The sequence below is a fragment of the Streptomyces sp. NPDC006512 genome (genome assembly GCF_040611935.1).
GTDB lineage: Bacteria > Actinomycetota > Actinomycetes > Streptomycetales > Streptomycetaceae > Streptomyces.
Genome location: NZ_JBEXPG010000008.1, coordinates 48,485 through 74,101 on the forward strand (window position 1 = coordinate 48,485; position 25,617 = coordinate 74,101).

Below are 25,617 nucleotides of genomic sequence, written 5' to 3' on the forward strand. Positions count from 1 at the left end.
GCGGCAGAGGGACGGCGGAGGGGCGGCGCGGGAAGGGCGGCGGCTCAGCGGTCGAAGTCGATCTCCACTTCCTCCGACACCGCGTGGGACTGGCAGGCCAGCACGAAGCCGGCGTCCGTCTCCTCGGACTCCAGCGCGAAGTTGCGCTCCATGCGCACCTCGCCCGCGACCAGGAAGACCCGGCAGGTGCCGCACACCCCGCCCTTGCAGGCGTACGGGGCGTCCGCGCGGCCCCGCAGCACGGCGTCCAGCAGCGATTCGCCGTCCTGCACCGGCCAGGTGCCGGAACGGCCGTCGAGGCGTGCCGTGACCCGGCCGTGGGACGGCGCGGAGGCGGTCCGGCCGGGGGTCTGCGGCGCGGTGTCCTCGACGTGGAAGATCTCCTCGTGCACCCGGGTCCGGGCGACGCCCAGTTCGCCCAGCGCCCGCTCGGCGCCCTGCACCAGCCCGTACGGCCCGCACAGGAACCAGCCCGTCACCTCGGCGACCGGCAGCAGCGCGGGCAGCAGCGCCGACAACCGCTCCTGGTCGAGCCGCCCGGACGGCAGACCGGCCTCCTGCTCCTCGCGGGAGAGGACGGTCACCAGCTGGAAGCGGTCGGGGTAGCGGTCCTTGAGGTCGGCGACGTCGTCCAGGAACATCGTCGACGCGGCCGTCCGGTCGCTGCGCACCAGGCAGAAGCGGGCGTCGGTGCGGGCCGCCAGCAGGCTCGCGGCGATCGACAGGACCGGGGTGATCCCGCTGCCGCCGACGATCGCCGCGTAGTGCGCGGCGGCGGGGGCCGCGGCGGGCTCCAGGACGAACCGGCCGGCCGGGACCATCACGTCGAGCACGTCCCCGGCGGCGATCTCCTTGTGCGCGAACGTGGAGAACTCGCCGCCCTCCACGAGCCGCACGCCGACCCGCAGCAGTGCCGGGCCCGGGCCGTCGGCGGCCGGGGCGGGCGAGCAGATCGAGTAGGTGCGACGGGTCCCGCCGCCGTCGGGGCCGGTGCGGCGCAGGGTGAGGTGCTGGCCGGGCGCGTGCCGGTACTCGTCGCGCAGTTCCGGGGGCACCGCGAGGGTCAGCGCCACCGAATCGTCGGTGAGCCGTTCGACCGCCGCCACCGTCAGCGCGTGGAAGGCGCCGTGGCGCGCGGCGCGCGCGGGGCCCGGCTCCGCCGAGGGCACAGACACGGCCATCTACAGCTCCTTGAAGTGGTCGAACGGTTCGCGGCAGGAGACGCAGCGGCGCAGCGCCTTGCACGCGGTGGAGGAGAACCGGCTGAGCAGCTCGGTGTCGGTGGATCCGCAATGGGGGCAGCGCACCGACAGCGTCAGCGGGACCGGTCCTCCGGCGGAGTGCGGGCGGGGCGGCGCGATGCCGAACTCGGCCAGCTTCCGGCGGCCTTCGGCACTGATGTCGTCCGTCGACCAGGCCGGGGCGAGCACGGTGACGACCCGCACCTCGGGGATGCCGTGGCCGGTCAGGACCCGCTCGATGTCGGCCGACATGGCCTCGATCGCGGGGCAGCCCGTGTAGGTGGGGGTGAGGGTGACCTCGGCGTGGCCGTCCTCGTGCATCCGGACGCCGCGCATGACGCCCAGTTCGGCGAGGGTGAGCACCGGCAGTTCCGGGTCGGGGACGGAACCCGCGAGCTCGGCCAGCTCCGCCTCCAGGCGGGTCATGCCCACCGCTCCGGCGGCCGCCGCGGTCCCGGTCACCACGACGCTCCCGGGTGGCTGCGGTGCAGGTGCTGCATCTCGGCGAGCAGCCGTCCGAACGACTCGGTGTGCAGGCCCTCGCGGCCGGCGCCGGCGGCCCAGGCTCCCGTACGCGGCCCTTCGGGCAGGGCGAGCCCGGCCCGCTCCAGTACCCCGCCGACCGCGGCCAGCCAGCGGTCTTCCAGGGCGGCCGGGTCCACGCCGAGCCCTTCGAGGGGCTTGAACATCTCGCCGGTGTACTTCCACAGGGAGTCGAGCCCGGCCCGCATCCGCCGGCGGCTCTCCTCGGTGCCGTCGCCGAGGCGCAGGGTCCACTGCTCGGCGTGGTCCCGGTGGTAGGCGGTCTCCTTGACGGCCTTGGCCGCGAGCGGGGCGAACGGGCCGTCCCCGGCGGCCAGCGCGCCGTACAGCTCGTGCTGGTGGAAGGAGAAGTACAGCTGCCGGGCGATGGTGTGGGCGAAGTCGCCGTTGGGCTGCTCGACGAGCTGGAGGTTGCGGAAGGAACGCTCCTCGCGCAGGAAGGCCAGCTCGTCCTCGTCGCCCGCCATGGACAGCAGGACGCGCGCCTGGCCGAGCAGGTCGAGCGCGATGTTCGCCAGGGCCACCTCCTCCTCCAGGACGGGGGCGTGACCGGCCCATTCGCCCAGGCGGTGGGAGAGGATCAGCGCGTCGTCGCCGAGGGCGAGCGCGGCCGCGGCCGTGACGCCGGTGAGGGGGGCGGTGCCGGTGCTGCTCACAGGTGACGCACCCCCTCGGGGATGTCGTAGAAGGTGGGGTGCCGGTAGGGCTTGTCGGCGGACGGGGCGAAGAACGGGTCCCGCTCGTCCGGCGAGGAGGCGATGATCTCGGTGGAGGGCACGACCCAGATGGAGATGCCCTCGCCGCGCCGCGTGTAGAGGTCGCGGGCGTTGCGCAGGGCCATCTCCGCGTCCGGGGCGTGCAGGCTTCCCGCGTGCGTGTGCGAGAGGCCGCGGCGCGAGCGCACGAACACCTCCCACAGGGGCCAGTTCTGCGTCATGCCTGTACCTCTCGTCCGGTGCTGGTGTGCTTCTCGGCGTAGGCCGCCGCTGCCTCGCGGACCCAGGCGCCTTCCTCGTGCGCCCTGCGCCGCTGGCTGATCCGCTGCTCGTTGCACGGACCGTTGCCCTTGAGGACGTTCCAGAACTCCGACCAGTCGATGGCGCCGAAGTCGTGGTGCCCGCGCTCCTCGTTCCACTTGATGTCCGGGTCGGGCAGGGTCAGGCCCAGCGACTCGGCCTGCGGGACGGCGATGTCCACGAAGCGCTGGCGCAGTTCGTCGTTGGAATGGCGCTTGATCCGCCAGGCCATCGCCTGGGCGGAGTGGACCGACTCGTCGTCCGGCGGGCCGAACATCATCAGGGAGGGCCACCACCAGCGGTCCACCGCGTCCTGGGCCATGGCGTGCTGGGCCTCGGTGCCCTGCGAGAGCGCGAGGAGCAGCTCGTACCCCTGGCGCTGGTGGAAGGACTCCTCCTTGCAGATGCGGACCATGGCGCGGGCGTACGGGCCGTAGGAGCAGCGGCAGATCGGCACCTGGTTGGTGATCGCCGCCCCGTCCACGAGCCAGCCGATGGCGCCGACGTCCGCCCAGGTCAGGGTGGGGTAGTTGAAGATCGAGGAGTACTTCTGCTTGCCCGAGTGGAGCTTGTCGAGCAGCTCGTCGCGGCTGGTGCCGAGGGTTTCGGCGGCGCTGTAGAGGTAGAGGCCATGGCCGGCCTCGTCCTGCACCTTGGCCATCAGGATCGCCTTGCGGCGCAGCGACGGCGCGCGGGTGATCCAGTTCGCCTCGGGCTGCATGCCGATGATCTCGGAGTGCGCGTGCTGGGCCATCTGCCGGACCAGCGAAGCGCGGTACTCGTCGGGCATCCAGTCGCGCGGCTCCACGCGCTCGTCCGCCGCCACGGCGGCGTCGAAGGCTGCGGCGAGCTGCGCGCCGAGGTCCGCCTCGACGGCGTTCGCCGTGCGCGGCGCCGTTGCCGTGCCCGGGCCCGATTCCGGGGTCACTGCGACCATCTCGGCTCCCTGTCAGAGTCTGCCGTCCGCCCGACCGACCGATCGTTCGGTTCATCCTCTTCAATGGTGAGACGGCGGCCCGTAGGGTGTCAACCTCTGTGGGCAACCCTGTGGACGCGGGATGATCGGGGCGGGATGGATTCGAACGAGCACGAGCCTGCGGAAGGAGCCCTTCCGCCGGTCGTTCCGCCGCCTCCTCCGCCTTCCGCGGCCCCTCCGGCCCCGCCCGGCGAGGCGTCCGCCGAGCCCCCCGCCGAGTCACCCCCAGCCGAGCGGGACGCACCGGCCAGGACGCCCGGAATAGCCGGCCTGTCGGCCCCGTACCGGGTCGTGGCGGCCCTGGCGCTGGCTGCCGTGGCCGTCGCCGCAGGCCTGCACCTGGCGCTCGTCTTCCTGCACGTCGCGCCGTCCAACACGGTGAGCAAGCGGCACGCGGACCTGGTCGACGGCTGGGTCTACCCCGAGTTCGAACAGAACTGGAAGCTCTTCGCCCCGAACCCCCTCCAGCAGAACATCGCCGTGCAGGTGCGGGCCGAGGTCCGCACCCCGGCGGGCGAGGTCGTCACCGGAGACTGGCGCGACCTGTCGGCCGAGGACGGAGCGGCCATCCGGCACAGCCTGCTGCCGAGCCACACGAAGCAGAACGAGCTCCGCCGGGCCTGGGACTTCTACACGGGCTCCCACGACGAGGACGAGCGCCCGAACGGCGACCGCGGCGCGCTCTCCGAGGAGTACCTGCGCAGGATCGCCCTGGACCGGCTCGCCCGGGGCGGGCGGGACGGCGACCGGATCGAGCGGATCCAGCTGCGCTCGGCGACCACGGCCGTGGCGGCGCCGAGCTGGAGCACCGAGAAGACCGACACCCAGACCTACTACCGGGAGCTGCCGTGGTGGACGGTATGAGGGGGCCGGGAAGACCGGGGCAGCCGGGACAGCCGTCGGGACCGGGCCCCAGGGCCCGGGCGGCCCGGGCGTTGGCGCAGGTCACCGGGCGGGCGCTGGGCCCCTACCAGAGCGCCGTGGTCCGCATCGGCTTCGCCGGGACCTGGCTGTTCTTCCTGCTGCGGGAGATCCCGAACCGGCACGAGCTGTACGGCCCCGACAGCCCGTGGAGCTGGCAGCTGGCCGAGCGGCTGACCGCCTCGAACCGTGCCTTCACGGTGCTGATGTGGTCGGACTCCACGCTCTGGTTCGAGATCGTCTACGCCGTCTCCGTGCTCGCGAGCGCGCTGCTGGTGCTCGGCTGGCGGACGCGGGCCACGTCCGTGGTCTTCATGGTCGGGGTGCTGTCCCTGCAGAACCGCAGCGTCTTCATGGGCGACGGCGGCGACAACGTCATCCACCTGATGGCGATCTACCTGGTGCTCACCCGCTGCGCGCAGGTGTGGTCGCTGGACGCGCGCCGCGTCCGGCTGCGCGGCAGCGCCTCGGCGGGGGCGGCGGGGCCGGTCCTGTGGACCGTACTGGGCCTGGTCCTCGCGTACGGGGCGCTGGCCGGACGGTTCGGGACGGGCTGGCTGGCCGCCTTCGCCGCGCTGTGGGTGGGGCTCGGGCTCTGGTGGCTGGTCGACCGGTACGAGCCGCGGGGCGAGGGCCGGGCCGTCCTCGACGTGCTCGCGAACCTGCTGCACAACGCCGGAATGCTGGTGATCATGGCGGAGGTCTGCCTGATCTACGCCACGGCCGGCTGGTACAAGATCCAGGGATCGCGCTGGCAGGACGGGACCGCGCTCTACTACCCGCTCGGGCTGGACTACTTCACCCCGTGGCCGGGGCTGTCCGGGCTGCTGGCGGGCAGCGGGACGCTGGTGATGCTGCTGTCGTACGGGACGGTGGCGGTGCAGGTTGCCTTCCCGTTCACCCTGTTCGACCGGCGCGTCAAGAACGTGCTGCTGGCGGTCATGATGCTGGAGCACGCGGGGATCGCGGTGCTGCTGGGGCTGCCGTTCTTCTCACTGGCGATGATCGCCGCCGACGCCGTCTTCCTGCCGACGGCCTTCCTGGTGTGGCTCGGCGCGCGTGCCGCGGCCCTGAGGCCCGTACGGACCCGGCCGCGCCCGGAGCCCGCGGAGCCCGCCGGGCCACCGGTCCCGTCGGAGCCCAGCCCGGTACCGCGCTGACGCCCGCCGGGGCGGCCCGGGCGGCCGTGGGCGGGCGGTCGCGCGGGGCGTCGTAGGGTCGGGGCATGAGCGAGCAGCAGAGTCCCGATGACGTCGCGCGGCAGTGGCGGGAGGCCGCCGGGCGGGACGGGGTCGTCCTGCTGGACGGGTTCCACGCGCTGAAGCACGCCCTGCGCTTCGGCGCCGAGGTCCGGGCGGTCGTCGCCGACGACCCCGACGCCGTACGCGCCCTCGCCGCCGGGCTGGCTCCCGACGTGGCCCCGGAAGTGGCGCGGCTGGTGCGCCGGGCTCCGCTGAAGGAACTGCTGCCCCGCGTCCACCCCACCGGGGTCGCCGCCCTGGCCGTCCGGCCCGACCGGGAGGCGGGACGGGCCGTGCTGGCCCGGCTGCCGAGGCCCGCCCCGGTCGTGGTGCTCGACAACCCGCGCAACCTCGGCAACGTCGGCGCCGTCGTCCGTCTCGCGGCCGGCTTCGGGGCCACCGGCGTGGTCACCCGCGGCGACCTCGACCCCTGGCACCCCAACGTGGTGCGGGCCGGGGCCGGATTGCACTACGCGACCACGGTCGACCGGCTCACCCTGGACGAACTGCCGGCCGGGCCGCTGTACGCCCTCGACCCGGAGGGCGAGGACATCCGCTCCCTCACCCTCCCGGACGACGCCCTGCTCGCCTTCGGCTCCGAACGGCACGGCATCTCACCCGAGCTCCGTGCCCGTGCCGACCACCTGGTCTCCCTGCCGATGCGTCCGCAGGTCTCCAGCTACAACCTGGCCACCAGCGTGGCCATGACCCTCTTCCACTGGGGCGGCCCCCCGGCCGGAGCGCAGGGCGCCGAGCACGCCTAGCGCGCCCGCGGCGAGGATCGCCGCCGCCGCGGCGAGCGTCGCCCCGTCGGGGTGGACCAGCGGCTGGCCGCGCAGCGCCTGCCAGGTCAGCAGGGCGACCACCGCGGCGTAGACCGCGGACGCCACCAGGGTCAGGCGCAGCCGGACCCGCTCCGCCCGCAGCCGGGCGAAGCGCGGGGCGAGGGCGGCCAGCACGAGGACGAGCAGCGGGAGCAGCTGGAGCGCGTGCATGCCGACGAAGTGCGGGATGCGCAGGTCTCCGCCCGTGGTCGACCAGCCGGTGAGCGGCATCGCGGGGCCGCCGTCGGGCACTCCGACGCTGTGCGCGCCCACCAGGGGGGCGTTGTCGGTCGCGAGCTGTTCGTCGGTGGGCCGGGTCATCAGGAAGCCGAGTCCCGCGCCGGCGAGGGCGAGGACGGTGGCGATCCGGATCGACCAGGTGGTGGCCCGGTCGGCGACGCGGGCGCGGAAGAGCAGGACGGCGACGGCGAGGGTGGCCAGCCACAGCACCACCACGGTCTGCGCCATGGCGCTGTAGAGCTGTGCGTCGAGGGGCGTCGCCTGGTTGAAGTGGCTCTGCCTGCCCCGGACGACCTGGAGGGTGATGAGCAGCATCTCCACGGCGCTCGTGGCGGCGACGAGGGTGCCGGCCCACCAGGCGGGGCGGCGCAGCCGGGGCCGGGCCCGGCCGGCCAGGGAGATCATCCAGGCGAGGCTGAGCGAGTAGCCCACGAACGAGACGGCGAACTTGAAGGGCTTGGCCCAGATCGGGGCGCCCAGGAGGACGCGGTCGTCGACGAGCAGTCCGACGGCGGAGCCCGCGGCCCACACCACCATCACCCCGGCGAAGACGGTCAGCGGCCGGTGCCAGGTGCGTAAGGAAGATGAGATGGACCAGGTGGGCCGGGTGGACGAGGTCATGCTTTCCCCCCACAGGAGCATGATGGATAGCGGCACTTCCCGCTATCTGGTAGTGCCACTATCTATGATGGGCGGGGAGCTGGCAAGCAGAGATGAGTGAACGCACGATGCGCATCGGAGAGTTGAGCGGCCGGACCGGTGTGCCGGTACCGACGATCAAGTACTACGTACGGGAAGGACTGCTGCCGGCCGGAGAGCTGAGCAGCCCCAACCAGGCGAGCTACGGCGACGACCACGAACGGCGGCTACGGCTCATCCGCGCCCTGCTGGAAGTGGGCGGGCTCTCCCTCGCGGCGATCGGCGAGGTCCTCGCGGCCGTCGACGACAAGCAGCGGTCGGTGCACAAACTGCTGGGCGCGGCCGCCGACCGGCTGGTGCCGGGGTACGCAAGTGACCGCGTCGGCGACGGGGGGCCGGACGCGGAGGCGGTACTGGCCCGGGAGCGGGTCGTGCGGCTGCTCGACGCGCGCGGCTGGCGTTCCTCGGCGGACAGCCCGGCGGGACAGGCCCTGACGGCGGCCCTGGCCGCGCTGGCCCGGGTCGGGCACGGCGGCTTCGCGGAGGTGCTCGACGCCTACGCCTCGGCGGCCGAGGGGGTGGCCCGCGCGGACCTGGAGTACGTCGGGCGACGGGCCGCCCGGGAGGACCTGATCGAGACGGTCGTGGTCGGTACGGTCCTGGGCGACGCGATGTTCGCGGCCCTGCGCAGGCTGGCCCAGACCGACGGCTCCTCCCGCGCCTTCGAGGCGGCGGCGGGCCCGGCCGCCGGAGCGGGTCCGGACGCCGGAGCGGACGGCCCGCCGGGTGGCCTGTCGGCATGAGCCGTGGAGACCGCCCGGCCGGGACCGCCCGGCGGCCGGATCCGCCCGGCCGGAAGGTACGGCCGGCCGGGCGGGAGGGCCGGCTACGCCTGGCGGCGGACCTCCACCACGCGGAAGCGGTTCGCGACGAACGCCCCGTCGCACAGCGCGGCGTTGGCCGCCGGGTTGCCGCCCGAGCCGTGGAAGTCGGAGAAGGCCGCGGTCTGGTTGACGTAGACCCCGCCGGTCAGGTTCAGCGAGAGCTGCGCCGACTCCTCCAGGCAGACCTCCTCGATGGCCCGCTCGGTGTCCGGGGACGTGGTGTACGCGCCCACGGTCATCGCGCCCTTCTCCCGCACCGTACGGCGCAGCAGCTCCAGCGCGTCGGCTGTGGAGTCCACCGCCACCGCGAAGGACACCGGGCCGAAGCACTCGGAGAGGTAGGCGGCGTCCGGGTCCGGCTTGCCGGCGTCCAGCTTGACCATGACCGGGGTGCGCACGACCGCGTCCGGGAACTCCGGGTTGACCACCTCGCGGGAGGCCAGGGCCACCTCGCCGAGGGCGGCCGCCGCCTCCAGCCGGGCCTTGACGTCCGGGTTGACCAGCGCGCCGAGCAGGGCGTTGGCGCGGGCGTCGTCGCCCAGCAGGCCCCCGACCGAGGCGGCCAGGTCGGCGACGACCTCGTCGTACGACTTGTGGCCGGCGTCCGTCTCGATGCCGTCGCGCGGGATCAGCAGGTTCTGCGGGGTGGTGCACATCTGGCCGCTGTACAGGGACAGGGAGAACGCCAGGTTGGAGAGCATCCCCTTGTAGTCGGAGGTGGAGTCGACGACGACCGTGTTGACGCCCGCCTTCTCCGTGTAGACCTGCGCCTGCCGGGCGTTGGTCTCCAGCCAGTCGCCGAACTCCGTCGACCCGGTGTAGTCGATGAGCCGGACCTCGGGGCGCAGCGCGAGGGTCTTGGCGATACCCTCGCCCGGCCGCTCGACGGCGAGGGCCACCAGGTTCGGGTCGAAGCCCGCCTCGGCGAGTACCTCGCGGGCCACCTTGACGGTGAGGGCCAGCGGCAGGACGGCCCGCGGGTGCGGCTTGACCAGTACGGGGTTGCCGGTGGCCAGGGAGGCGAACAGGCCGGGGTAGCCGTTCCAGGTGGGGAAGGTGTTGCAGCCGATCATCAGCGAGACGCCGCGGGGGACGGCCGTGAAGGTCTTGCCGAGCTCCAGCGGGTCCCGCTTGCCCTGCGGCTTCGACCAGTCGGCCTGGCCGGGGACCCGGGTCTGCTCCTCGTACGCGTAGGCCACGGCCTCCAGGCCGCGGTCCTGGGCGTGGGGGCCGCCCGCCTGGAAGGCCATCATGAAGGCCTGGCCGCTGGTGTGCATGACCGCGTGCGCGAACTCGTGCGTCCGCGCGCCGATCCGGGCCAGGATCTCGATACAGACGAGCGCGCGGACCTCGGGGCCCGCGTCCCGCCAGGCGCCCATGCCGGCCCGCATCGCGGGCAGCAGCACGTCGGGGTCGGCGTGCGGGTACTCGACGCCCAGCTCGGGGCCGTACGGGGACACCTCGCCGCCCGTCCAGCCGTCGGTGCCGGGCTGGCCGAGGTCGAAGCGGGAGCCGCGGACGGCCTCGAAGGCGGCGAGGCCGTCGGCCGGGGCGGTCTCCCCGTAGGCCTTGGGGTGCTCGGGATGCGGGGACCAGTAGGCGCGGCTGCGGATCGCCGACAGGGCCTGGTCCAGGGTGGGCCGGTGCTTGGCGGACAGCTGGGGGACGGTGAGCTCGGCGGCCATCAGGGACCAACTCCTCGTTGAGCCGGGCGAAGGAGAGCAGACTGGAGTTAGAGTAACCGAACGATCGGTCGGGACAAGAGGGCCCGGCAGGCCTGTGGATAAGTCGGTGCGGGAGGATCAGGACATGACAGCAATCGAGCGGTCCCGCACTGTGGCGGTCGTCGGCGCGGGCACCATGGGGCAGGGCATCGCCCAGGTGGCCGTCCTCGCAGGTCACCGCGTGCTGATCCACGACATCGACCCCGCCTTCGCCGAAGCCGGAGCCGGCCTCGTGCGCGACCGCGTCGAGCGGATGGCCGCCAAGGGCCGCCTGGACCGCGTCGAGGCCGAGGACGCCATCGGCCGGATCGGCGCGGCGGCGGGTCTCGCCGACCTCGCCGGAGCGGCCCTCGTCATCGAGGCCGTCGTCGAGGACGTCGCCGTCAAGCGCACCCTCTTCGCGGCACTCGAAGGAGTGGTCGCGCCGGACGCGCTGCTGGCCACGAACACCTCCTCCCTCTCCGTCACCGAGCTCGCCGGCGCCCTCGCGCACCCCGGCCGCTTCCTCGGCCTGCACTTCTTCAACCCGGCGCCCCTGCTGCCCCTCGTCGAGGTGGTCAGCGGCCACGCGACCGACCCGGCGGCCGCCGAGCGCGCCCACGCCACGGTCCTCGGCTGGGGGAAGACCCCGGTCCGCTGCGCCGACACCCCCGGGTTCATCGTCAACCGCATCGCCCGCCCCTTCTACGCGGAGGCCTTCGCGGTCCACGAGGAGCAGGGCGCCGACCCGGCCACCATCGACGCCGTGCTCCGCGAGAGCGGCGGCTTCAAGATGGGCCCCTTCCAGCTCACCGACCTGATCGGCCAGGACGTCAACGAGGCCGTCACCCGCTCCGTCTGGGAGTCCTTCTTCCGGAGCCCCAAGTTCACCCCCTCCCTCTCCCAGCGCCGGCTGGTCCAGTCGGGCCGCCTCGGCCGCAAGTCCGGGCAGGGCTGGTTCCCGTACGGGGAGGGCGCCCGCGTCCCGGAACCGCACACGGCGGGTCCCGAGGAGGCCCCGGACAAGGTCACCGTCGTCGGCGACCTCGGACCGGCCGCGGTCCTGGCCGACCTCATCGAGGAGGCCGGGATCGCGGTGACGGCCACCGAGCACGGGGGGCCGTACATCCAGCTGCCCGGCGAGGGCCAGCTGGTGCTCGCGGACGGCAAGACCTCGGTCGAGTTCGCCGATGTCGCCTACTTCGACCTCGCCCTGGACTACCGGGGCGCCACCCGGATCGCGCTCTCGGCGAGCGAGGACACCACCGAGCGGACCCTGGCCGAGGCCGTCGGCCTCTTCCAGAAGCTCGGCAAGAAGGTCTCCGTCATCGGTGACGTCCCCGGCATGATCGTCGCCCGGACCGTCGCCATGCTGATCGACCTGACCGCCGACGCCGTGGCGCGCGGGGTCGCGGCCGCCGAGGACATCGACACCGCGATGACGCTCGGCGTGAACTACCCGCTGGGCCCGGCCGCGTGGCACGACCGGCTCGGCCGGGACTGGGCCTACGACCTGCTGCACCACCTCGACGAACGCTGTCCCGGCGGCCGCTACGCGCCCTCGCTGGCGCTGTTCAAGCTGGGCTACGCGGCCGGTGCGGAAGACGACGGGGAGGACGCCCGATGACCACCGCCAGGCGGGACACGTACACACCGGAGACCCTGCTCTCCGTGGCCGTCCAGGTCTTCAACGAGCGCGGCTACGACGGCACCTCGATGGAGCACCTCTCCAAGGCGGCCGGGATCTCCAAGTCCTCCATCTACCACCACGTCGCGGGCAAGGAGGAGCTGCTGCTGCGGGCCGTCAGCCGCGCCCTGGACGGGCTGTTCGCGGTCCTCGACGAGCCGGGCGCCGTACGCGGCCGGGCGGTCGAACGCGTCGAGTACGTCACCCGGCGGACGGTCGAGGTGCTGCTCGGCGAACTGCCTTACGTGACGCTGCTGCTGCGGGTGCGGGGCAACACGCGCACCGAGCGCTGGGCGCTGGAGCGGCGCCGCGAGTTCGACCACCAGGTCGCCGATCTGCTGAAGGCCGCCGCGGCCGACGGGGACCTGCGCGCGGACGTGGACATCCGGCTCGCCACCCGGCTGCTGTTCGGCATGGTGAACTCCCTCGTCGAGTGGTACCGCCCGCACCCGGGCGCGGACCACGGCCAGCTCGCCGACGCGGTCGTCCACATGGCCTTCGACGGCCTGCGCACCGCGGCTCCTTGACCGCGGCTCCGTGACCGCCGGTCGGTATCCGCCGCTCGGGAACCGCCGCTCACCCGGTCGTACCAGTCGTACCGGAGTCAGTCCTCTGTGAGCGCCGGGCCGGCCGCCGGGCCCGGGTCCAGGAGGTCCGTCTCCTCGAAGACCAGCAGGGTGCGCGTGGACAGGACCTCCGGGATGGACTGGAGGCGGGTCAGGACCAGCTCGCGCAAGGTCCGGTTGTCCGGGGTGTGGACGAGCAGCAGGACGTCGAAGTCCCCGCTGACCAGTGCGATGTGCGCCGCCCCGGGGAGCTCGCGCAACTGTTCGCGCACCGTCCGCCAGGAGTTCTGGACGATCTTCAGGGTGATATAGGCGGATGCGCCCTGACCTGCCCTTTCGTGGTTGACCCGGGCCGTGAACCCGCGGATCACCCCGTCGTCGATGAGCCGGTTGATCCGCGCGTAGGCGTTGGCCCGCGACACGTGCACCTGCTCGGCCACCGACCGTATCGACGCCCGGCCGTCCGCCTGGAGCAGCCGCATGATCGACCGGTCGATCGGATCCAGCGGGCGGGGAGGGACCGGAGGGACGCCCGGGGCGTTCCCCGCCGGGGCCGGTGCGGAACCCGCTCCGGCCATTTGTTCATCCGGCATTGCCCGATGCCTCCCTCTCCTGGACGTCCTGCACCCATCCCACGGCCCCGGCGCCAGTTTGTCCACAGCCTGGAGTCGCCTGTAGCCAAATTGCGCGGACAACCGAACAATCGGTTGGTGAGGGGCCTCACATCCGGGGCACTCCCTGCCCGCTTCCCACGAGGAGGTGTACGCCGCCATGACGGTCCAAGAGCTGCCCGGTGCCGGTGCGTCCCACCGTGCCACCCCGCCGCCCGCCTGGAGGCCCCGTACGGACGCAGCCGCGCTGCTTCCGGACCCCGAGCCGTACCGGGTGCTGGGCACCGAGGCGGCCGACCGCCTCGACCCGGCGCTGATGCGCCGGTACTACGCCGAGCTCGTGCGCGGCCGCCGCTACAACGCGCAGGCCACCGCCCTGACCCGGCAGGGCCGTCTCGCCGTGTACCCGTCCACCGTCGGCCAGGAGGCCTGCGAGATCGCGGCCGCGCTGGTCCTGGAGGAGCAGGACTGGCTCTTCCCGAGCTACCGGGACACCCTGGCGGCCGTGGCGCGCGGACTGGACCCCGTACAGGCCCTCACGCTGCTGCGGGGCGACTGGCACACCGGGTACGACCCGCGCGAGTACCGGATAGCCCCGCTGTGCACCCCCCTCGCCACCCAGCTCCCGCACGCCGTGGGCGTGGCGCACGCCGCCCGCCTGCGCGGGGACGAGGTCGTCGCCCTGGCCATGGTCGGGGACGGCGGAACCAGCGAGGGCGACTTCCACGAGGCGCTGAACTTCGCCGCCGTCTGGCAGGCGCCGGTGGTCTTCCTGGTCCAGAACAACGGCTTCGCCATCTCCGTCCCCCTCGCCAAGCAGACCGCGGCCCCGACGCTGGCCCACAAGGCCGTCGGCTACGGCATGCCCGGCCGGCTGGTCGACGGGAACGACGTCGCCGCGATGCACGAGGTCCTCACCGAGGCCGTCCAGCGTGCCCGGAGCGGCGGCGGACCGACCCTCATCGAGGCCGTCACGTACCGGATGGAGGCCCACACGAACGCCGACGACGCGACCCGCTACCGCACCGACGCCGAGGTGGAGGCCTGGAAGGCCCACGACCCGGTGGAACTGCTGGAGCGCGAGCTCACCGCCCGCGGGATCCTCGACGAGGCCGGCATCCGGGAGGCCCGCGACGCGGCCGAGGCGATGGCCGCGAACCTGCGCGAGCGGATGAACGCCGAGCCGGTCCTGGACCCCATGGACCTGTTCGCGCACGTGTACGCGGAGCAGACCGGACGGCTGCGCGAGCAGGCCGAGCTGCTGCGCGCCGAACTGGAAGCCGAGGACGAGGCGTGAGCACGGTGGCACAGCAGGCGGTGAAGCCCGCGACGATGGCGCAGGCCCTCACCCGGGCCATGCGCGACGCGATGGCCGAAGACCCGACCGTCCACGTCATGGGCGAGGACGTCGGGGCGCTCGGCGGGGTCTTCCGGATCACGGACGGCCTCGTGAAGGAGTTCGGCGAGGACCGCGTGACGGACACCCCGCTCGCGGAGGCCGGCATCCTCGGCACCGCGGTCGGCATGGCCATGTACGGGCTGCGGCCGGTCGTGGAGATGCAGTTCGATGCGTTCGCGTACCCGGCCTTCGAACAGCTCATCTCGCACGTGGCGAAGATGCGCAACCGCACGCGGGGCGCCATGCCCCTGCCGATCACCATCCGTGTCCCGTACGGCGGCGGCATCGGGGGCGTCGAGCACCACTGCGACTCCTCCGAGGCGTACTACGTGGCCACGCCCGGGCTGACGGTCGTCACCCCGGCGACGGTCGAGGACGCGTACGGACTGCTGCGCGCGTCGATCGCGAGCGACGACCCGGTGGTCTTCCTGGAGCCGAAGCGGCTGTACTGGTCGAAGGCGCAGTGGTCGCCGGACGCGCCGGCCGAGGTGCCGGGGATCGGGAAGGCACTGGTCCGCAGGGCGGGCACGAGCGCCACGCTGATCACCTACGGGCCCTCGCTGCCGGTCTGCCTGGAGGCGGCCGAGGCGGCCCGCGAGGAGGGCTGGGACCTGGAGGTCGTGGACCTGCGGTCGCTGGTCCCGTTCGACGAGGAGACGGTCGTCGCCTCCGTACGCCGCACCGGGCGCGCCGTGGTGGTCCACGAGGCCGGCGGCTTCGGCGGGCCGGGCGCGGAGATCGCCGCCCGCGTGACGGAGCGGTGCTTCCACCACCTGGAGGCGCCCGTGCTGCGGGTGACGGGCTTCGACATCCCGTATCCGCCGCCGATGCTGGAGAAGCACCACCTGCCCGGCGTGGACCGGATCCTGGACACCGTGGCCCGCCTGCAGTGGGAGAACTGATGCCGCAGGTACTGGAGTTCAAGCTGCCCGACCTCGGGGAGGGGCTGACCGAGGCGGAGATCGTGCGCTGGCTGGTGGCCGTGGGCGACGTGGTCGAGATCGACCAGCCGGTCGTCGAGGTCGAGACCGCCAAGGCGATGGTGGAGGTCCCCTGCCCGTACGGGGGCGTGGTCACCGCCCGCTTCGGCGAGGAGGGCACCGAGCTCCCGGTCGGGGCTCCGCTGATCACCGTCGCGGTGGGCTCGGGGACGACGTCGGAGCCGGAGCCGTCGGAGGCGGCGTCCGGTTCGGGCAACGTCCTGGTCGGCTACGGCACGGACCACTCCCGGCCGGCGCGCCGCCGCCGGGTGCGTCCGGCTGCCGCCGCCTCTGCCGCCGCCTCTGCCTCTGCCTCTGCCGTGCAGGCCGCCCCCGCTGCTGCTCCCGTGGCCGTGGCCCCGGCGGCCCCCGTGGCACTCGGGCCGGTGGCGGTGATCTCCCCGATCGTGCGCAAGCTGGCCCGGGACAACGGGGTGGACCTGCGGGCGCTGCGCGGCTCCGGACCCGAGGGCCTGATCCTGCGGGCCGACGTCGAGGCCGCCCTGCGGACGGCCCCCGACGCCCCCGTCGCCGCTCAGGCCGCGCCGGCCGCCGCACCCGCCGTGGCCTCCCGGCCCGCCGTCCAGGGCGAGCGGATCCCGCTCAAGGGGCTGCGCGGGGCCGTGGCCGAGAAGCTCTCGCGCAGCCGGCGCGAGATCCCCGAGGCCACCTGCTGGGTCGACGCCGACGCGACGGAACTGATGGCCGCCCGCGCCGCCATGAACGCCGTCGACGGTCCGAAGATCTCGGTGCTCGCACTGCTCGCCCGGATCTGCACGGCCGCCCTCGCCCGCTACCCGGAGCTCAACTCCACCGTCGACCTCGCGGCGAACGAGATCGTCCGGCTCCCCGCCGTGCACCTCGGCTTCGCCGCGCAGACCGAACGCGGACTGATGGTCCCCGTGGTCCGGGACGCGCAGCACCGCAGTCCCGAGTCCCTGTCGGCCGAGTTCGCCCGGCTGACCGAGCTCGCCCGGGCCGGGAAGCTGGCCCCGTCGGACCTCACGGGCGGGACGTTCACCCTGAACAACTACGGGGTGTTCGGCGTCGACGGCTCCACGCCGATCATCAACCACCCCGAGGCGGCCATGCTCGGCGTGGGCCGGATCATCCCCAAGCCGTGGGTCCACCAGGGGGAGCTGGCCGTCCGCAAGGTCGTCCAGCTGTCGCTGACCTTCGACCACCGGGTGTGCGACGGCGGTACGGCGGGCGGCTTCCTGCGCTACGTCGCCGACTGCGTGGAATCCCCGTCGGTGCTGCTCCGCAGCCTGTAGAGCAGCCCACAGAGCCCGTCCGGGCGGGACCCCCACCCCGCCCGGACGGCACCACCCCTCCGGGCGCGGTGGGTGCCGCCGGGGCACGGCACTAGACCTGCAGCAGCAGCTTGCCCACGTGGGCGCTGGACTCCAGTACCCGGTGCGCCTCCGCGGCCTCGGCCATCGGGTACGTCGCGTGCACCACCGGGCGCACGCGGCCGGCCGCGACCAGCGGCCACACGTGCTCCCGTACGGCGGCGATGATCGCCGCCTTCTCCTCCAGCGGCCGGGCCCGCAGCGAGGTCGCGGTGATCGCCGCGCGCTTGGCCAGCAGGACGCCCAGGTTCAGCTCGGCCTTCACCCCGCCCTGCATCCCGATCACGGCGAGCCGGCCGTTGACCGCGAGCGCGTCCAGGTTCCGCGCCAGGTACTTCGCGCCCACGATGTCCAGGATCACGTCCGCCCCGGCCCCGCCCGTCGCGGACCGCAGCTCCTCCACGAAGTCCTGCTCGCGGTAGTCGATCAGGACGTCCGCGCCGAGCTCGGCGCAGCGCGCCAGCTTGTCCTTGCCGCCCGCCGTGACCGCCACCCGCGCGCCGACCGCCTTGCCGAGCTGGATGGCCATCGTGCCGATCCCGCTGGAGCCGCCGTGCACGAGCAGGGTCTCGCCGGGCCGCAGCCCGGCGACCATGAACACGTTGGACCACACCGTCGCGACGACCTCCGGCAGCGCGGCCGCCGTCACCAGGTCCACGCCCCGCGGCACCGGCAGCAACTGCCCCGCCGGTACGGCGACCCGCTCCGCGTACCCGCCTCCGGCCAGCAGCGCGCACACCTCGTCGCCCACCGACCAGCCGGACACCCCCGGACCGACCTCGGTGATGCGTCCGGAACACTCCAGGCCGGGGTGGCGCGAGGCGCCGGGCGGAGGATCGTAGAACCCCTGCCGCTGAAGGACGTCGGCGCGGTTCACGGCGCTCGCCGCGACCTCGACGAGCACCTCCCCCTCGCCCGCCACCGGATCGGGTACCTCGGCCCAGACGAGGGCCTCGGGGCCGCCGGGCTGCTCGATGGTGATCGCATGCATGGCCCGGAGGCTACGCGAACCCGCCCGTGCGGCCCAGTACGCGACCCGGCGGCGCTGCTACTCCGCCGGGCCGAGCGGCACGTGTGCCACCGGGGGCCGGGCGCGGACGATGGTGATCACACGGTCCGTCAGCTGGAGCGGGCTGGCGTGCGGGTCGTCGTACGGGAGGAGCCGGTGCCCGCGCAGCACGCTCACCACCAGGTCGTCGGTCTCCCGCACGCTCCGGCCGACCTCCGCCTTGTTGACGGGCCGTTCGATCAGGTCGAGGCCGCTGCCCTGCTGGATGAGGTCCTCCATCACGGTGCCCGCGCTGGGGCTGAGCACCGACAGGCCGAGCAGGCGGCCGGCCGCGCTCGCGCTGGTGATGACCGCGTCCGCGCCGGACTGCTTCAGCAGCGGCGCGTTCTCCTCCTCGCGGACCGCCGCGACGATCTTCGCGCCCCGGTTGAGCTGGCGTGCCGTCAGCGTCACCAGCACCGCCGTGTCGTCCCGCTGTGTGGCGATGACGATCTGACGGGCCTTCTGGAGCTCCGCGCGGAGCAGGACGTCGGAGCGGGTGGCGTCGCCGACCACGCCCGTGAACCCTTCCGCGTTGGCGATGTCGATGACCTTGGAGCTGGGGTCGACGATGACGACCTGTTCCCTGCTCAGGCCCGTGGCCAGCAAGGTCTGCAGCGCCGAGCGGCCCTTCGTGCCGAAGCCGACGACGACCGTGTGCTCGCGCAAGTTCTTCCTCCAGCGGCTCAGCCGCCATTCTTCCCTGGTGCGTTCGGTGAGCACTTCCAGGGTGGTGCCGACCAGGATGATCAGGAACAGCACGCGCAGCGGCGTGATCAGCAGGATGTTCACCAGCCGCGCGCTGTCGCTGTACGGGACGATGTCGCCGTAGCCCGTCGTGGACAGGGTCACGGTCGCGTAGTAGAAGCAGTCGAGTAGATCGACCTGATCGTTCGCGTTGTCGTGGTACCCCGCGCGGTCGAGCCAGACGATCAGGACCGTCAGGAACAGCACGAACAGGGCCATCAACAGGCGCAGGCCGACCTGCCGCAGCGGCTTTTCGACGATGCGTCTGGGCAGTTTGATGCGGCGCGAGACGAGTTTCTCGTCCGCGCCGCGCGCCATGGCGTCCTGGCCGTGAAGTTTCACGTGAAACATCCCCCCGAAGCCCAGGGCAGGTCGAGGACTTCGAGGTCCTGCCCGGATCGTGCGCCGTGCGGCGGTACGACGGCCAGCGCGTCGGCGGCGGCCACGCCGCGCAGCATCGCAGGGCCGTTGTACCGCAGCGGTACGGCGTGTTCGTCGGTCAGCAGCACCGGGACGAGCCGGGTGTCGTACGGGTGGCCGGGCACGTCGCCCTGCACCGGCACCGTGTAGCGCGGCCGCTGCCGCCGGCCCGCGAGGGCGCGCAGCAGGGGCTCGGCGAGGGTCAGCAGCGCCGAGACCGCGGCCAGCGGATTGCCGGGCAGGCCGACGAGGTGCCGCCCGTCCGTCCGGTCGCCGATGCGGGCCAGCAGCATCGGGTGCCCGGGGCGCACGGCGACCCCGTCCACGAGCAGCTCGGCGCCGGCCCGGGCCAGCACGGGGTGCACGTGGTCGACGGGGCCGGAGGCGGTGCCGCCGGTGGTGATCAGCAGGTCGGCGGTGGAGCCGGTGACGGCCTTGAGCAGGGCCTCGGCCCCGGCCGGGTCGTCGCCGAGCCGGCGCGTGCCGGTGACCTCCGCGCCGAGCCGGGTCAGCCAGGGGCCGAGCATGGGGCCGAGGGCGTCACGGATGAGGCCGTCGTGGGGGCGGCCCCCGGTCAGCAACTCGTCGCCGAGGACCAGGACCTCCACGCGGGGCCGGGGCCGGGTGACCAGCTCGTCGTACCCGGCGGCCGCGGCGAGGCCGAGCACGGCCGGGGTGACGAGGGAGCCGACGGGCAGCAGCAGGTCCCCGGAGCGGCACTCCTGGCCGCGGGGGCGGATGTCCTGGCCGGTGCTCACGGTCCGCTGCGGGTACAGCTGGGTGCCGGCCTCGCGGGCGTGCTCGCTGCGGATCACGGCGCTGGTGTCGGCGGGGACCCGGGCGCCGGTGGCGATCCGTACGGCCTCGCCGTCGGCGAGGGGCGGGGGCGGCTCGGTACCGGCGAGGATCCCGCCGCTGCGGACGTGCCAGGGGCCGGGGCCGGCGACGGCCCAGCCGTCCATGGCGGAGGTGTCGAAGGAGGGCAGGTCGCTGAGGGCCTCCAGGGGGGCCTCCAGCACCTCGCCGTGGGCGTCCGCGAGCGGTACCCGGTGGGTGCGGCCGCGTACGCCGGAGCCGGCCCTGACGGCCGCCTCCCGGGCAGCGGGCCAGGGCGCGGCGCGGTGGCCTCCGGCGGTGTGGGCGCGGGCATCGCGGCTGACCAGGGCGAGGGCCTCGTCCAGGGCGCCGTCGGCGTCGGTACGGGTCATCCGGAGCCGCTCTCCTCGGGATCGGCGGGCTGTGCTTCGTCGCCCCAGTGCAGGGCCAGGGCGGCGGTCTTGCGGCAGGCCTCGGTGACGGCCCGGGCGGGGTCGGCGCCCTCGGCCTCGGCGCGGGCGGCCGCGTAGCCGATGAGGAAGGTCGTCAGCGGAGCCGCGGGCCGGGCGACGCCGTGGGCGGCGTCACGGGCGAGGTCGAGCAGGGCGGAGACGTCGACGTCGACGTCGATGCCGAGCTCGTTCTTGGCGGCGTTGATCCATTGCTCCAGCACGGTCCCATGCTCCCTGATCCGGGCCCGGGCCGCCGCCAGGTCCTCCCAGGTGTCGCAGTCGAACGAGGCGAGCGGCGCGGCGGCGGTGACGGGGGTGAGGTCGAGCTCGGCGGTCAGGGCGCGCAGGGGGAGGCCGTGCAGGGTGCCGTGTTCGGTGGCCAGGAGGGCGATCTCGCGGCGCAGGGGCTCGGCGCGGTAGGCGGCGACCAGGGGCTGGTCCCGGCCGTCGGGGTCCCGCAGGAGGGCCCCGTCCGGCCGGTCCGGCCGGTCCCGCCCGTCGGCGGCGAGGAGTGCGCGGACGGTGTCCCGGTCCAGGAAGGGCAGATCGGCGGAGAGTACGAGGACCAGCGGGGCCGTCGTCGCCCGCAGCCCGGCGTCCAGCGCGGCCAGGGGGCCGCCGCCGGGCGGGTCCTCGCGGACCCAGCGCACCGGGCGGGCCGTTGCCCGGCGGCCGCCGACCACGACGGTGGTCCCGGCGTCGACGCACGCGTCGAGGACCCGGTCCAGCAGGGCGCGGCCGCCGACCCGCAGGGCGGGCTTGTCGGCCCCGCCGAGGCGCCGGGCGGCGCCGCCGGCCAGGACGATCGCGTCGTAGCTCATGTCCCGAGTATGCGGGGCCCATGTGGGGGCCGTCGGCTCCCCCTTACGACGCCCTTACCCTGCCGGGTACGGGGCCCGGTAGACCGCCGCGCGGAGCCCCCCGCCCCACCCTCCCCCCGTTCCCCGAACCCTGCCCGGCCCCGCGCCTCAAACGCCGACGGGGCCGGCGGTGCCGCTCCGCGCCCGGTCCCGCGCCCCAAGGGGCGGCGGGGTGGGTTGGGGGTACGACCCGGGCACGCGTCTCAGACTCCGGAGAGGGGTGGTGTGCGGGGTGTTGCGCGGCTCGCTTCGCAAGCGCCGGTGGGCTGGGGCGGCTGTATGCCGGGCGGCTCGTGCTGCGCACGGCGGCGGGGCGGATGGTTCGGGCGCCGCCCGAGCCCCGTGCTGCGCACGGCGACGGGGCTGGTGGTCCGGGTGCGATTCGAGTCCCGCGCCTCAGGGGGCGGTGGGGGCCGTGCCCGAGCCCCGCGCCCCAAGGGCGGCGAGGGCCGGGCCGGGCTCGGGGCGCTTGGGGCGGCCCCGCCCTGCCGGGGGGCGGCGGGGTGGGTTGGGGGTACGACCCGGGCACGCGTCTCAGACTCCGGAGAGGGGTGGCGGGCCGGGTGTTGTGCGGCTTGCTCTGCAAGCGCCGGTGGGCTGGAGCGGCTGTGTGCGGCCCGGCCCGTGCTGCGCACGGCGGCCGGGCACCGGGTTCGGGCGCTGCCCCAACCCCGTGTTGCGCACGGTGGCGGGGCACCGGGTTCGGGCGCTGCCCGAACCCCGTGCTGCGCACGGCGGCGGGGCTGGTGGGGCCGGGTGCGGTTCGAGCCGCGCGCCTCAAGGTGCCGGGCTGCGCCCGGGCTCATGCTTCGGACGCGGCGGGGCTGGTGGGGTCGGGCGCCGCCCGAGCCCCGCGCCTCAAGGGTCGCGCCCGGGCTCATGCTTCGGATGGCGGCTGGGTTGGAGGGACGGGTGCCCGCCCGGGCGCCGTGCCGCAAGGGGGGGGCGCCCGGAGGTGGTGGGCCGTGGCGGCCGGTGCTGTGCATCGGCAGGCGGAGGGGCGCCCGCTTACCTGACGTAAGCGGGCGTTTCGACGACGGGGCGGGGCGGCCTAGAGGTAGGGGCCGGAGCGGACCGCGCCGTGCGGGCCGTCTTCGTCGTCCTCGTGCGATCCGCCCGGCGGCAGGGCCCGGCGCATCTGCTCCAGTTGGGCCCGCGCCGCCATCTGCTGCGCGAACAGGGCCGTCTGGATCCCGTGGAAGAGACCCTCCAGCCAGCCCACCAACTGCGCCTGCGCGATCCGCAGTTCTGCCTCGGAGGGGATGGCCTCCTCGGTGAACGGCAGTGAGAGGCGCTCCAGTTCCTCGACCAGCTCCGGAGCGAGGCCGTCTTCGAGTTCCTTCACCGACGCCGCGTGGATGTCCTTCAGACGGACCCGGCTGGCCTCGTCCAGAGGGGCGGCGCGGACTTCTTCCAGAAGTTGCTTGATCATGCTGCCGATCCGCATGACCTTGGCGGGCTGTTCGACCATCTCCGTCACCGGAACCTCGCGCGACTCGTCATCGGCGCCGCCGACCGCCGTCCCGTCCTGTCCCACGATCAGGACGTGCGGGGGGCTGTCCTGCGACCGTTCACTCCTCGGCATCTCCATGCCGACATTCTCTCGCACACCTGCGTACTCACACGGTGTGCCCCCGCAAGGGCGTGATCCACCCTGTGCGGGGGCAGTGACATCACCCGGCTTCGCGCCGCGCCAGCGCTCCGCTCGACTTGGTGACGAGCGCGGCCAGCAGACCGGCTCCGAGCGGGACGACGACGAGGAGCCCGGCGAGCGTGGACCACGGCACGGCGATCGGCACGTGGACCGCGGTGTCGGTGAGCGCCTGGTACCCCATCTCGATGTGCGTGCGGAGCAGCCGCTCCTGCTCCTGTTCCTGGGTGATCCGCAGTCCGACGGCGGGCAGGATGCCGGCCGCGGAGCCCAGGACCACGCCCATCAGGGCGACCACCGCGCACTGGAGGCCGCTGAGCGTGCGACGGACCCGCGGCGGAGCGCCGACGGCCGCGAGGGTCTTCAGGTCGGCCTCGGCGTCGGCCTGGGCCAGGCCGGTCGCGATGCCGGCCGCGCCGATGGTGACCAGGCCCGCGAAGACGGTGAGGACGAGCACGCCCAGGGTGCTTTCGTCCTGGTACCCCTCCTCGATCATCAGGCTGGCGTCGGCGCCCATCCGGTCGAGCTCTCCGTCGAAGCGCTGCCGCTGCTCGCTGCCGGCCTTTCCGTCGAGGCTGAAGAACGCGCCGGCCGGGGCCGTGGCGATGCCGGCGGCCTTGACGGCGGAGGGCGGCAGGACCAGCCGTACGCCCCACGACTCCGCCGAGGCGGGCGCCTGGTGGGTGGCGAACACCTTGTCCTGACCGGGCAGTTCGGCGTTGTCGCGGCGGGCCCGGTCGGCGGCGTCGTGGTCGGTGACGATCCGCAGGGTGACCTTCCCGTCCTTCACGTCGCGGCGGTCGAAGGAGACGGGCTGACCCGCCTTCAGGGCCGCGGTGGAACCGGGGTCGGTGACCGCCAGCACGCTCAGCAGCTTCTCGTCCGCGACGACCACGTCGACGGCGGGCGAGAACTCGCGGAACGCGCAGCGGGGGTCCTGCCGCAGCTCACGGGCCTTTTCCGGGGTGAAGGAGGCGGGGCCGTTCGGGGCCTCGTAGAGCGGGCAGCGCTGCTCCTTCGGGACGATGAGCTCGACCTGCCCGCACTTCGGATCAGAGGAGTACGACTCGCAGCCGGCGTTGCCGACGACCATCCGGTCCACGTCGGCCCGTACGGCCACGGGCAGGTTCTTCGAGAGGCTCTCCCGCAGGGCCGGAACGTCCTTGTAGCCGCTGTTGTCGCTGAACAGGGACCCGGCGTTGGCCGGGAGCTGAGCGGTGTACTCCTGGCGTGCCTGCACGTCTCGGCTGTGCTGGTAGGTGGAGACGGCGACGGTTCCGGCGACGGCGGCCAGTACGGCGGCCACGGCCGGCGCCGTACGGCCCCGGTTGCGGACGGCGTCGCGCAGCGCGAGCCGCGGCGACAGCGGCAGCCAGCGCCCGACCCGGCCGAAGAGGCCGACGAGGACCGGGGTGAGGGCGACGATGCCCAGCTCGGCGAGGGCGCTGCCGCCCGCGACGACGGTGGAGCTGCTCTGGAAGCGAGCTCCGTACAGGGCGATCGTGGCGCCCGCGGCGACGGCGACCAGGCCGACGACGGGCAGGATCCGGTTCGCGCGGCGTACGCCGCGGCGGCCGGTGAGCGAGGCCAGGACGGTCTGCCGGGACGCGGTCACGGCGGGGACGATCGCGGCCAGCAGGCCGGTCACGACGGCGAGCAGGGCGATGCCGAGGAGTTCCAGCGGTCGGAACGAGAGGCCGCCGAAGCGGGCGCCGAGCTGTTCCTCCAGGACGGGCCGCAGCGCGATGGTGAGGGCCACGCCGACGGCGGTGCCGATGACGGCGGCCGCGGCGCCGATCACCAGGCCGCCGGAGAGCACGACGGCCCGGATGTGCCGCCGGTCGCCGCCGTTCGCGCCGAGCAGGCCCAGCTGGCGTCGGGAGCGCCGGGCGCCGACCGCGAAGGCGGGTCCGGCGAGCAGGCAGATCTCCAGCATGGTGAGGCCGACGACGGTGGCGAGGATGGCCTTCTCGGTGGCCCCGCCGCCACCGTTGATGTCGAACTGCTCCTTCGGCTGCTGCTTGAACAGGGGCACCTCGGAGTCGGCGGGTGGGTTCAGGGTCACCGTGCGGGACAGTACGAGGACGCCCTTGGTGTTGGCCTCCTTGACCATGTTCCACGTGAAACCAGCCGAGCCCGAGCCCGAACCCGAACCCGAGCCGATCGACAGGAGGAAGGCGTCCTCGGCCCGGATCCCGGTCGTTCCGGAGGCCTGGAGGGCCTTGTCGAGCGGGGCGAGCAGCTGGCCGGGCAGGGCGAGCAGCTCGGGGTTCTTCAGGTGCGAGGGCAGCTCGTAAGCTCCCACGATCTTGTACGAGGCCTGCGAGCCGCGCGGGGTGGCCGAGGAGCCGACGTACAGCCCCGAGGCCTCCAGGAAGCTGGTGGTGGCGATGATCTCGCCCGGCTTCTCGGGCAGCCGGCCGCGGTCGAGGGCGACGATGCCCTTGGCCAGCGGGTCGTGCACGTCGAGCTCGCGCAGTTCGGTCGCGAGCAGGCCGTGCGCGGTGTGCACCTTGGCGTGGGCCGTGGTGTCGGGGACGGCCTTGACCCCGGCGGGGATCAGGGACTTCAGCGACGGGCGTTCCTTCCCGTCGGCGGCCGGCCGGTAGGCGTCGTAGCCGCCGACGGGGGCGTGGTTCCTGCCGTCGGGGTGCTGGTAGACGGGTCCGTCGACGCCGGCTTCGGTGATCCGGGCGTCGGCGGCGCCGATGGAACGGCTCAGCGTCTGTTCGGGGGTGAGTTCGCCGCTGCGGAAGGCGAGGTCGGCGGCGCTCACGCCGACGATCGGCAGGGCGATCAT

22 protein-coding genes and 1 pseudogene are annotated in these 25,617 nt (G+C 73.9%); 9 read left to right on the forward strand and 14 right to left on the reverse strand.

Annotated elements, in window-relative coordinates; all coding sequences use genetic code 11:
• Positions 1–44 precede the first annotated feature (44 nt).
• From ABZZ17_RS08285 to paaA, 5 genes are read right to left on the reverse strand one after another with little or no spacing between them, the layout of a single operon-like run.
• Positions 45–1,181, reverse strand: coding sequence for a 2Fe-2S iron-sulfur cluster-binding protein (locus ABZZ17_RS08285; protein ID WP_356873338.1), 1,137 nt, complete (start codon positions 1,179–1,181; stop codon positions 45–47).
• Complete coding sequence (gene paaD / locus ABZZ17_RS08290; protein WP_356873579.1) at positions 1,182–1,667, reverse strand: 1,2-phenylacetyl-CoA epoxidase subunit PaaD; 486 nt, start codon at positions 1,665–1,667, stop codon at positions 1,182–1,184.
• A 32-nt stretch (positions 1,668–1,699) separates the two neighbouring features.
• The gene (paaC, locus tag ABZZ17_RS08295; RefSeq protein ID WP_356873340.1) at positions 1,700–2,440 is read right to left on the reverse strand and encodes a 1,2-phenylacetyl-CoA epoxidase subunit PaaC; all 741 of its coding nucleotides are present in this window, start codon (positions 2,438–2,440) and stop codon (positions 1,700–1,702) included.
• Complete coding sequence (gene paaB, locus ABZZ17_RS08300) at positions 2,437–2,721, reverse strand: 1,2-phenylacetyl-CoA epoxidase subunit PaaB (RefSeq protein ID WP_281209342.1); 285 nt, start codon at positions 2,719–2,721, stop codon at positions 2,437–2,439. The genes paaC and paaB overlap by 4 nt, the downstream gene beginning before the upstream one ends.
• Complete coding sequence (gene paaA / locus ABZZ17_RS08305; protein WP_356873342.1) at positions 2,718–3,737, reverse strand: 1,2-phenylacetyl-CoA epoxidase subunit PaaA; 1,020 nt, start codon at positions 3,735–3,737, stop codon at positions 2,718–2,720. The genes paaB and paaA overlap by 4 nt, the downstream gene beginning before the upstream one ends.
• Positions 3,738–3,800: 63 nt before the next feature.
• On the opposite strand from paaA, the gene ABZZ17_RS08310 reads away from it, so the two are divergent.
• From ABZZ17_RS08310 to ABZZ17_RS08320, 3 genes are all read left to right on the forward strand, one after another.
• Positions 3,801–4,640, forward strand: a complete 840-nt coding sequence (locus ABZZ17_RS08310) for a DUF5819 family protein (protein ID WP_356873344.1) — start codon at positions 3,801–3,803, stop codon at positions 4,638–4,640.
• The gene (locus ABZZ17_RS08315; protein WP_356873346.1) at positions 4,637–5,857 is read left to right on the forward strand and encodes an HTTM domain-containing protein; all 1,221 of its coding nucleotides are present in this window, start codon (positions 4,637–4,639) and stop codon (positions 5,855–5,857) included. Before ABZZ17_RS08310 ends, ABZZ17_RS08315 begins: the two co-directional genes overlap by 4 nt.
• A 65-nt stretch (positions 5,858–5,922) precedes the next feature.
• Positions 5,923–6,702 carry an RNA methyltransferase gene (locus ABZZ17_RS08320; RefSeq protein ID WP_356873348.1) on the forward strand — a complete coding sequence of 260 codons (780 nt, stop codon included), beginning with the start codon at positions 5,923–5,925 and terminating at the stop codon, positions 6,700–6,702.
• Here ABZZ17_RS08320 and ABZZ17_RS08325 read toward each other — a convergent pair.
• Positions 6,703–7,539, reverse strand: a pseudogene (locus tag ABZZ17_RS08325) (hypothetical protein); the annotation flags it as partial.
• A gap of 191 nt (positions 7,540–7,730) precedes the next feature.
• Between ABZZ17_RS08325 and ABZZ17_RS08330 the strand changes: the two are divergent.
• Positions 7,731–8,444 (forward strand): MerR family transcriptional regulator, encoded by a 714-nt coding sequence (locus tag ABZZ17_RS08330; protein WP_356873581.1) that lies wholly within the window; start codon positions 7,731–7,733, stop codon positions 8,442–8,444.
• An 83-nt stretch (positions 8,445–8,527) separates the two neighbouring features.
• On the opposite strand, the gene paaN is transcribed toward ABZZ17_RS08330, so the two are convergent.
• Positions 8,528–10,210 (reverse strand): phenylacetic acid degradation protein PaaN, encoded by a 1,683-nt coding sequence (paaN, locus tag ABZZ17_RS08335; RefSeq protein ID WP_356873350.1) that lies wholly within the window; start codon positions 10,208–10,210, stop codon positions 8,528–8,530.
• 124 nt (positions 10,211–10,334) lie between these two features.
• On the opposite strand from paaN, the gene ABZZ17_RS08340 reads away from it, so the two are divergent.
• A complete protein-coding gene (locus ABZZ17_RS08340) occupies positions 10,335–11,855 on the forward strand; it encodes a 3-hydroxyacyl-CoA dehydrogenase (protein WP_356873352.1) in 1,521 nt (506 codons plus the stop codon).
• Complete coding sequence (locus ABZZ17_RS08345; RefSeq protein WP_356873354.1) at positions 11,852–12,442, forward strand: TetR/AcrR family transcriptional regulator; 591 nt, start codon at positions 11,852–11,854, stop codon at positions 12,440–12,442. Before ABZZ17_RS08340 ends, ABZZ17_RS08345 begins: the two co-directional genes overlap by 4 nt.
• Before the next feature lie 77 nt (positions 12,443–12,519).
• On the opposite strand, the gene ABZZ17_RS08350 is transcribed toward ABZZ17_RS08345, so the two are convergent.
• A complete protein-coding gene (locus tag ABZZ17_RS08350) occupies positions 12,520–13,074 on the reverse strand; it encodes an Lrp/AsnC family transcriptional regulator (RefSeq protein WP_356873356.1) in 555 nt (184 codons plus the stop codon).
• Positions 13,075–13,252: 178 nt separating this feature from the next.
• Between ABZZ17_RS08350 and pdhA the strand changes: the two genes are divergently transcribed.
• The 3 genes from pdhA to ABZZ17_RS08365 are packed head-to-tail and all read left to right on the forward strand — an operon-like array spanning position 13,253 to position 16,745.
• Positions 13,253–14,389: a pyruvate dehydrogenase (acetyl-transferring) E1 component subunit alpha gene (gene pdhA, locus ABZZ17_RS08355; RefSeq protein ID WP_356873358.1), complete on the forward strand. Its 1,137-nt coding sequence runs from the start codon at positions 13,253–13,255 to the stop codon at positions 14,387–14,389.
• A 35-nt stretch (positions 14,390–14,424) separates the two neighbouring features.
• Entirely contained in the window at positions 14,425–15,393 is a 969-nt protein-coding gene (locus tag ABZZ17_RS08360) for an alpha-ketoacid dehydrogenase subunit beta (protein ID WP_356873583.1), read from the forward strand.
• A complete protein-coding gene (locus ABZZ17_RS08365; RefSeq protein WP_356873360.1) occupies positions 15,393–16,745 on the forward strand; it encodes a dihydrolipoamide acetyltransferase family protein in 1,353 nt (450 codons plus the stop codon). Before ABZZ17_RS08360 ends, ABZZ17_RS08365 begins: the two co-directional genes overlap by 1 nt.
• 91 nt (positions 16,746–16,836) lie before the next feature.
• On the opposite strand, the gene ABZZ17_RS08370 is transcribed toward ABZZ17_RS08365, so the two are convergent.
• From ABZZ17_RS08370 to ABZZ17_RS08395, 6 genes are all read right to left on the reverse strand, one after another.
• The gene (locus tag ABZZ17_RS08370) at positions 16,837–17,814 is read right to left on the reverse strand and encodes an NAD(P)H-quinone oxidoreductase (protein ID WP_356873362.1); all 978 of its coding nucleotides are present in this window, start codon (positions 17,812–17,814) and stop codon (positions 16,837–16,839) included.
• A 57-nt stretch (positions 17,815–17,871) separates the two neighbouring features.
• Positions 17,872–18,969, reverse strand: a complete 1,098-nt coding sequence (locus ABZZ17_RS08375; protein ID WP_356873364.1) for a potassium channel family protein — start codon at positions 18,967–18,969, stop codon at positions 17,872–17,874.
• On the reverse strand, positions 18,957–20,246 hold the full coding sequence (locus ABZZ17_RS08380) for a molybdopterin molybdotransferase MoeA (protein ID WP_356873366.1): 1,290 nt from the start codon (positions 20,244–20,246) through the stop codon (positions 18,957–18,959). The genes ABZZ17_RS08375 and ABZZ17_RS08380 overlap by 13 nt, the downstream gene beginning before the upstream one ends.
• Positions 20,243–21,127 (reverse strand): NTP transferase domain-containing protein, encoded by an 885-nt coding sequence (locus tag ABZZ17_RS08385; protein ID WP_356873368.1) that lies wholly within the window; start codon positions 21,125–21,127, stop codon positions 20,243–20,245. Before ABZZ17_RS08385 ends, ABZZ17_RS08380 begins: the two co-directional genes overlap by 4 nt.
• A 1,090-nt stretch (positions 21,128–22,217) precedes the next feature.
• Entirely contained in the window at positions 22,218–22,757 is a 540-nt protein-coding gene (locus ABZZ17_RS08390; protein WP_356873370.1) for a bacterial proteasome activator family protein, read from the reverse strand.
• 82 nt (positions 22,758–22,839) lie between these two features.
• Positions 22,840–25,617: an ABC transporter permease gene (locus tag ABZZ17_RS08395; protein ID WP_356873585.1), complete on the reverse strand. Its 2,778-nt coding sequence runs from the start codon at positions 25,615–25,617 to the stop codon at positions 22,840–22,842.

What these genes read in the sequence shown, in the direction of transcription:
- ABZZ17_RS08390 (WP_356873370.1), bottom strand. Translation starts at nt 22,757, where the DNA reads ATGGAGATGCCGAGGAGTGAACGGTCGCAGGACAGCCCCCCGCACGTC.
- ABZZ17_RS08385 (WP_356873368.1), bottom strand. Translation starts at nt 21,127, where the DNA reads ATGAGCTACGACGCGATCGTCCTGGCCGGCGGCGCCGCCCGGCGCCTC.
- ABZZ17_RS08375 (WP_356873364.1), bottom strand. Translation starts at nt 18,969, where the DNA reads ATGTTTCACGTGAAACTTCACGGCCAGGACGCCATGGCGCGCGGCGCG.
- ABZZ17_RS08310 (WP_356873344.1), top strand. Translation starts at nt 3,801, where the DNA reads ATGGTGAGACGGCGGCCCGTAGGGTGTCAACCTCTGTGGGCAACCCTG.
- ABZZ17_RS08350 (WP_356873356.1), bottom strand. Translation starts at nt 13,074, where the DNA reads ATGCCGGATGAACAAATGGCCGGAGCGGGTTCCGCACCGGCCCCGGCG.
- ABZZ17_RS08360 (WP_356873583.1), top strand. Translation starts at nt 14,425, where the DNA reads ATGGCGCAGGCCCTCACCCGGGCCATGCGCGACGCGATGGCCGAAGAC.
- ABZZ17_RS08395 (WP_356873585.1), bottom strand. Translation starts at nt 25,617, where the DNA reads ATGATCGCCCTGCCGATCGTCGGCGTGAGCGCCGCCGACCTCGCCTTC.
- paaN (WP_356873350.1), bottom strand. Translation starts at nt 10,210, where the DNA reads ATGGCCGCCGAGCTCACCGTCCCCCAGCTGTCCGCCAAGCACCGGCCC.
- ABZZ17_RS08345 (WP_356873354.1), top strand. Translation starts at nt 11,852, where the DNA reads ATGACCACCGCCAGGCGGGACACGTACACACCGGAGACCCTGCTCTCC.
- ABZZ17_RS08340 (WP_356873352.1), top strand. Translation starts at nt 10,335, where the DNA reads ATGACAGCAATCGAGCGGTCCCGCACTGTGGCGGTCGTCGGCGCGGGC.
- ABZZ17_RS08285 (WP_356873338.1), bottom strand. Translation starts at nt 1,181, where the DNA reads ATGGCCGTGTCTGTGCCCTCGGCGGAGCCGGGCCCCGCGCGCGCCGCG.
- paaB (WP_281209342.1), bottom strand. Translation starts at nt 2,721, where the DNA reads ATGACGCAGAACTGGCCCCTGTGGGAGGTGTTCGTGCGCTCGCGCCGC.
- paaD (WP_356873579.1), bottom strand. Translation starts at nt 1,667, where the DNA reads ATGACCCGCCTGGAGGCGGAGCTGGCCGAGCTCGCGGGTTCCGTCCCC.
- ABZZ17_RS08330 (WP_356873581.1), top strand. Translation starts at nt 7,731, where the DNA reads ATGCGCATCGGAGAGTTGAGCGGCCGGACCGGTGTGCCGGTACCGACG.
- ABZZ17_RS08315 (WP_356873346.1), top strand. Translation starts at nt 4,637, where the DNA reads ATGAGGGGGCCGGGAAGACCGGGGCAGCCGGGACAGCCGTCGGGACCG.
- paaA (WP_356873342.1), bottom strand. Translation starts at nt 3,737, where the DNA reads ATGGTCGCAGTGACCCCGGAATCGGGCCCGGGCACGGCAACGGCGCCG.
- ABZZ17_RS08370 (WP_356873362.1), bottom strand. Translation starts at nt 17,814, where the DNA reads ATGCATGCGATCACCATCGAGCAGCCCGGCGGCCCCGAGGCCCTCGTC.
- ABZZ17_RS08365 (WP_356873360.1), top strand. Translation starts at nt 15,393, where the DNA reads ATGCCGCAGGTACTGGAGTTCAAGCTGCCCGACCTCGGGGAGGGGCTG.
- ABZZ17_RS08320 (WP_356873348.1), top strand. Translation starts at nt 5,923, where the DNA reads ATGAGCGAGCAGCAGAGTCCCGATGACGTCGCGCGGCAGTGGCGGGAG.
- ABZZ17_RS08380 (WP_356873366.1), bottom strand. Translation starts at nt 20,246, where the DNA reads ATGACCCGTACCGACGCCGACGGCGCCCTGGACGAGGCCCTCGCCCTG.
- pdhA (WP_356873358.1), top strand. Translation starts at nt 13,253, where the DNA reads ATGACGGTCCAAGAGCTGCCCGGTGCCGGTGCGTCCCACCGTGCCACC.